Below are 5,733 nucleotides of genomic sequence, written 5' to 3'. Positions count from 1 at the left end.
GCGAAGGAGCCGCTTGCCCGGCTGGTAACGCTCGAAGCGGGCAAGATATTGTCCGAAGGCCTGGGTGAGGTCCAGGAGATGATCGACATTTGCGATTATGCGGTCGGGTTGTCGCGGCAGCTTTACGGCCTGACCATCGCCAGCGAGCGGCCCGACCACCGGATGATCGAACAATGGCATCCGCTTGGGCCGGTTGCGATTATCAGCGCGTTCAACTTTCCGGTCGCGGTGTGGGCGTGGAACGCGGCGCTGGCGCTGGTGTGCGGCGATAGCGTGGTGTGGAAACCGAGCGAAAAGACTCCGCTGACCGCCGCGGCGGTGATGGCCGTGTTTTGCCGGGCGCTGGCGCGGTTCGGCGATGCGCCCGACGGGCTTGCACAGCTTGCGCAAGGCGGGCGCGAGGTCGGCGAGGCGCTCGCCAAGGACCCCCGCATGGCGCTGGTGTCGGCGACCGGATCGACCGGTATGGGCCGCACGCTCGGCCCGCTCGTCGCCGAGCGGTTCGGGCGCTCGCTGCTCGAGCTTGGCGGCAACAACGCGATGATCGTCGCGCCGAGCGCGGCGCTCGATTTGGCCGAGCGCGCAATTCTGTTTTCGGCGGCCGGGACGGCGGGGCAACGCTGCACCTCGCTGCGGCGGTTGATCGTTCATCGCTCGATCGCCGAGGGGTTGGTCGAGCGGCTGGCGGCGCTTTATGCGCGCTTGCCAGTGGGCGATCCGCGCGAGGGCGGCGTGCTGGTCGGACCCTTGATCGATGACGCTGCGGTCGCGGGCATGGAGTGCGCGCTGGAAGCCGCGCGCGGGCAGGGCGGCATTGTCCATGGCGGCGATCGGCTTGGCGAGCGGCTGGTGCGCCCGGCGGTGGTCGAGGTGCACGAGCAGGCGGGTGTCGTGCTGCTCGAGACGTTCGCGCCGATCCTTTACGTGCTGCGCTACGACACACTCGACGAGGCAATCGCGCTCAACAATGCGGTGGCACAGGGCCTGTCGAGCTCGATCTTCACCACCGACCTGCGCGAGGCCGAGCGATTTCTGGCGGCGGTGGGATCGGATTGCGGCATCGCTAACGTCAACATCGGGCCGTCGGGCGCCGAGATCGGCGGCGCGTTCGGGGGCGAGAAGGAAACCGGCGGAGGACGCGAGAGCGGGTCGGACAGCTGGCGCGCCTATATGCGGCGCGCGACCAACACCATCAACTATGGCTCGGCGCTGCCGCTGGCGCAGGGCGTGCGGTTCGACCTCGAGGCTTAGGGGCGATGGCGGGGCGGTCGTCGATCAGCGACGGCCAGCGCGCCTGCCAGCCCTTGTACCAACTCGCCAACTCACCGGGTGGAAGAGCCTTGGAGATGAGGTAGCCCTGGGCGACATCGCAGCCCATGTCGCGCAACAGGCGCAACTGCTCGACGGTTTCGATCCCTTCGCCGGTGACGGTCAGGCCGAGACCATGAGCGAGGTCGATGATCGTCCGCACGACCACCGCCGACTCGTTCGAGCTGGGCGCGTCGTCGACGAAGAAGCGATCGATCTTGACCTCGGTGAAGGGCAGCTGGCGAAGCTGCATCAGCGACGAATAGCCGATCCCGAAATCGTCGATCGCAAGGCCGATGCCTTTGATGCGGAAGCGGGTCAGCGTGTCCATCAGCTTGACCAACGGCTGCGTAGCGCCCTCGGTCAGCTCGAGCACCAACCGTTCGGTGGGCACGGCGAGCGCGCGGCACATGCGTTCGACGAGGTCGGGGAAATCGAGCTGATCTAGACTGAGGGCCGAGATATTGAACGCCAAGCAGGTGTCCAGGCCCGCGTCGCGCCACGTCAGCCATTGGCGCAGCGTGGTGCGCAGTCCCCATTGGGTGAGCGGGTCGATCAGCCCGTATTTTTCCGCCAGCGGCACGAAGCGCGAGGGAGGCACCGCGCCAAGCTTCGGATCGTCCCATCGGACCAGCGCCTCGACCCGCTTCAAACTGCCGTCGACGAGCGAAACCTTGGGTTGATACGCCATCCGCAGGCGGCCGTTCAGCAACGCCCGCTCAAACCCGTCGAGCAGCCCAAGGTCGGCCGCGGCGATCATGGCACGAGCGAGGGTCTCTGGCTGAGCAGGATTGCCTCCAGATCCTCAAGCCGCGCCGGCTTCTCGATCGGACCGACCATGGTGAGGCCAAGCGCCGCGCCCAGCCGGAACGCGCTGTCGAGCACGCGTCGGTCGAAGCCGGAGATAATCAGCACCGGCTGCTGAAAATCCTGCTCGGCGAGGAAGCGCAGCAATTCGACCCCATCCATCCCCGGCATGCCAAGGTCGAGCGCAACCATTTGCGGTCGGTTTTCGAGGAATTTGGCGCGAAATTGCTGGTCCTGCTCGGCAATCACAGGCTCGAATCCGCACAAGTCGGCGGCCCTGGCGACAAACTGGGCCAGCGCCGGCTCGTCATCGATCAACAGCAACTGCGGCAGCTTCATTCCCGTCTGGACTCCAACACCGGTTGAACGGTCAATGCCAATCCACAACAGCTTTCGCTTGCACCGTCAAACGCTCGAAACCGGATATTAACCCCGAAACCACTAATGTCCCGAATTGACGCCATATTACTTTGTTCTGGGGGAGACCTCCCGCATGTTCGGCACACTCATTCGGCGCAAACAGCCGCAGCGTCCGCTGGGCGAGGACAATATCGTCTTCGAGTCGACCACCTTCTCGCTATCGACCGCGGTGCCGCGCCCGCCGGAGCGGCGCTCCGACGAGCGCATGCTCGCCATGCTGCGGGTCGCCAAGATCATCGAGGAAAACGGCCGCGAGCAACTGGTGCGCGTGCGCAACATGTCAGCCGGCGGCCTGATGGCCGAAGTCGGCCACGCGGTGCGGGTCGGCGACGTCGTTTCGATCGAGCTGTCATCGCAGCGAATTCCGGCCAATGTGGTGTGGATTCGCGAAGGGACCGCAGGCTTCAAGTTCGAACAGAATATCGACCTCGGCGAGATGCTGGCTGGCCGCAAGCCGCGCCACGGTTTCCGCGCGCGCCCGCCGCGGTTGGAGGTTAATTGCAAGGCCAACGTCAAGCTCGACAAAAGCTATTACACGGTCGACGTGCACGACATTTCCCTAGGCGGGATCAAGGTCGAGCCGATCGAGGAATATTGCCTGGGTCACAAGGTCATCGTGGTCGTCGAAAGCCTTCGCCCGGTGCGTGGCGAGGTGCGCTGGTACTCCGACCGCAAGGCCGGCATCGTGTTCGACCAGCCGCTGACCTTCGAGGAGCTCGCCGATTGGATCGGCAAGCGGCTCGAAATGGCGACGCTCAAGTCGAGCATCAAGCGCTAGACCTTTCTTTCGCGCATCGCCGTTCCTATCTCGCTTCAGTCGAATGAAGGAGCGAGATGATGGCCAAGGAAGTCGCGATACTGGCGGGCGGATGCTTCTGGTGCACCGAGGCAATCTACCTCGATGTCGTCGGGGTCGAGACGGTCGAAAGTGGCTATATCGGCGGCCAGACGGCCAACCCGACCTACAAACAGGTCTGCGGCGGCGACACCGGCCATGCCGAGGCGGTCCGCGTCACTTTCGACAATGATCAGATCAGCTATGCCGAGCTGCTCGACATCTTCTTCGCGACGCATGATCCGACCCAGCTTAACCGCCAGGGCGGCGATGTCGGGACGCAATATCGCACGGCGATCTTCCCGCTGGATGAAGAGCAGCGCGGGGCGGCGGAGGCGGCGATTGAGCGCGCCAACGACGAGCGCGGCGGCGGCGTGGTGACGACCATCGAGCCGGCCTCGACTTGGTATTCGGCCGAGGATTATCATCAGGATTATTTCGCCCGCGAAGGAAACAGCAACCCCTACTGCCAGGCGGTGATCGCACCCAAGCTGCAGAAATTCAGGAAGAGCTATCAGGCGCGGTTGAAGGACGCGGCGCGGCAGCCCGTTTGAGCCGATCACGGATGGCCGCGGCGATGCCGTTGCCGAGGATTGGGGCGATGGCGATCTTCGGCTTCGGCATCGCGTCCGCGCGGTGGAGCAGGTCGAACAGCTTCGCGGCCGCCTCTACTGGATCGCCGGTTCCGCTCAGCGATAGATCACCCGCCACCGGGCCGTAACCGATCAGTGTTTCGCCGTCGCGTGCTTCGGTCGCGTCGAGGCGCAGCGGCTTCGACGGAGCGTAGTGGCTGGCGAGCTGGCCCGGCGCTTCGATCCCCGCGGGCTGTTCGATGGCGAGGTCATTAATCTCGATCGGGCCGCGCCTCAGGAGCCGCAGCGGGCCGCCGGTCGCGGCGACGATGGTCGATTCGATCCCGCGCTGGGTTGCGCCGCCGTCGACCACCAGCGGAATGCGCCCGCCGAGCGAGGCGAGGACATGGCTGGCGCGGGTCGGGCTGATCAGGCCGCTGGCGTTGGCTGAAGGGGCGGCGAGGGGGCGGGCGCAGGCCTTGAGCAGCGCCTGCATCGCCGGATGGGCGGGAACGCGCAGCGCGACGGTGGCGAGTCCAGCGGTGACGAGGCTGGCGATGCCCGCGCCGTCGCGTAGCGGGACGACCAGGGTGAGCGGTCCGGGCCAATGCTCGATCGCGAGCGCGCGCGCTCGCTCGTCAAAGTTGCCGATGCGTTCGGCAGCGCCGAAGTCGGGGACATGGACGATCAGCGGATTGAAGCTGGGGCGGCCCTTGGCGGTGTAGATGTGCGCGACGGCGACGGCAGAGGTCGCGTCGGCGGCGAGGCCGTAGACCGTCTCGGTCGGCATCGCCACCGGCTGCCCGGCGAGGATCAGCCGCGACGCCTCGGCGATCGCCTCGGCATCGAACGGCATCACGCGCGTGTCGGGTGGAAGCGCCATGCCCTCGCCGCTATAGCTGAAGCCTAGCCGCATCAAGGGACCCGTCATGAGCTTCACCGCCCCTATTCGCGACCAGCGCCTCGTCATCGACGAAGTGGTGCGGATCGGCGAGATCGACGGCGCGCCCGACAGCGACACGGTCGATGCCGTGCTTGAGGGAGCGGCAGCGCTTGCCGAGGGCGAGTTCGCACCGCTTGACCGCATCGGTGACACGGTCGGCGCGCGGTGGGACAATGGCGCGGTCAAAATGCCCGACGGCTATCGCGCCGCCTATCAGGCATTTGTCGAGGGCGGCTGGATGACACTGGCCGCGAACGAGGAGCACGGGGGGCAAGGCCTGCCGCTGGCGCTTTCTGCGGCGCTGATGGAGGATTTGAATGCCGCCAACATCGGCTTCGCGCTGTGCCCGATGCTGTCGCTGGCCGCGATCGAAGCGCTACAGGCGCATGGATCGGACGGGCTGAAGCGGGACTATCTGCCGAAAATCGTGTCGGGCGAATGGCCGGCGACGATGAACCTGACCGAACCTCAGGCGGGCAGCGACGTCGGCGCGCTCAACAGCCGGGCGACGCCCAACGACGACGGGTCATGGGCGATCAAGGGTACCAAGATTTTCATCACCTATGGCGAGCATGACCTGACCGAGCAGATCGTCCATTTGGTGCTGGCGCGCACGCCCAACGCGCCCGAGGGGACGCGCGGAATTTCGCTGTTCCTGGTGCCGAAGATCTTGCCCGGCGGCACGCCCAACGACCTGCGCTGCGTGTCGATCGAGCATAAGTTGGGCATCCACGCCTCGCCGACTTGCGTAATGAGCTATGGCGACGCCGGTAATTTTGCAGGAGGCGGGGCAACCGGCTGGCTGATCGGCCCCGAAACTGGCGGCATGCGCGCTATGTTCACGATGA

7 protein-coding genes are annotated in these 5,733 nt (G+C 65.9%); 4 read left to right on the top strand and 3 right to left on the bottom strand.

Going from position 1 to position 5,733, the window contains the following annotated elements; translation table 11 throughout:
• A partial coding sequence (locus tag H0W65_RS12010; RefSeq protein WP_294007884.1) for an aldehyde dehydrogenase family protein occupies positions 1-1,251 on the top strand: 1,251 nt, incomplete at its 5' end.
• Here the strand turns inward: H0W65_RS12010 and H0W65_RS12005 are convergent.
• Together H0W65_RS12005 and H0W65_RS12000 are read right to left on the bottom strand one after the other, a co-directional pair.
• On the bottom strand, positions 1,193-2,068 hold the full coding sequence (locus H0W65_RS12005; protein WP_294007883.1) for an EAL domain-containing protein: 876 nt from the start codon (positions 2,066-2,068) through the stop codon (positions 1,193-1,195). The genes H0W65_RS12010 and H0W65_RS12005 overlap by 59 nt on opposite strands.
• A complete protein-coding gene (locus H0W65_RS12000) occupies positions 2,065-2,454 on the bottom strand; it encodes a response regulator (RefSeq protein WP_294007881.1) in 390 nt (129 codons plus the stop codon). Before H0W65_RS12000 ends, H0W65_RS12005 begins: the two co-directional genes overlap by 4 nt.
• 154 nt (positions 2,455-2,608) lie before the next feature.
• On the opposite strand from H0W65_RS12000, the gene H0W65_RS11995 reads away from it, so the two are divergent.
• The gene (locus tag H0W65_RS11995) at positions 2,609-3,313 is read left to right on the top strand and encodes a PilZ domain-containing protein (protein WP_294007879.1); all 705 of its coding nucleotides are present in this window, start codon (positions 2,609-2,611) and stop codon (positions 3,311-3,313) included.
• A gap of 59 nt (positions 3,314-3,372) precedes the next feature.
• Positions 3,373-3,924, top strand: a complete 552-nt coding sequence (gene msrA, locus H0W65_RS11990) for a peptide-methionine (S)-S-oxide reductase MsrA (protein WP_294007886.1) — start codon at positions 3,373-3,375, stop codon at positions 3,922-3,924.
• Here msrA and H0W65_RS11985 read toward each other — a convergent pair.
• Positions 3,872-4,825: an L-threonylcarbamoyladenylate synthase gene (locus H0W65_RS11985; protein WP_294007877.1), complete on the bottom strand. Its 954-nt coding sequence runs from the start codon at positions 4,823-4,825 to the stop codon at positions 3,872-3,874. The two genes, msrA and H0W65_RS11985, sit on opposite strands and share 53 nt — an antisense overlap.
• Before the next feature lie 46 nt (positions 4,826-4,871).
• Between H0W65_RS11985 and H0W65_RS11980 the strand changes: the two genes are divergently transcribed.
• The coding region (locus H0W65_RS11980) for an acyl-CoA dehydrogenase family protein (RefSeq protein ID WP_294007875.1) at positions 4,872-5,733 on the top strand (862 nt) is incomplete at its 3' end.

Source organism: Sphingomonas sp., from assembly GCF_013816785.1.
Classification (GTDB): Bacteria; Pseudomonadota; Alphaproteobacteria; order Sphingomonadales; family Sphingomonadaceae; genus Sphingomicrobium.
The sequence above is the reverse complement of the archived record's forward strand: the minus strand, read 5'-3'. Positions and strand labels throughout refer to the sequence as shown.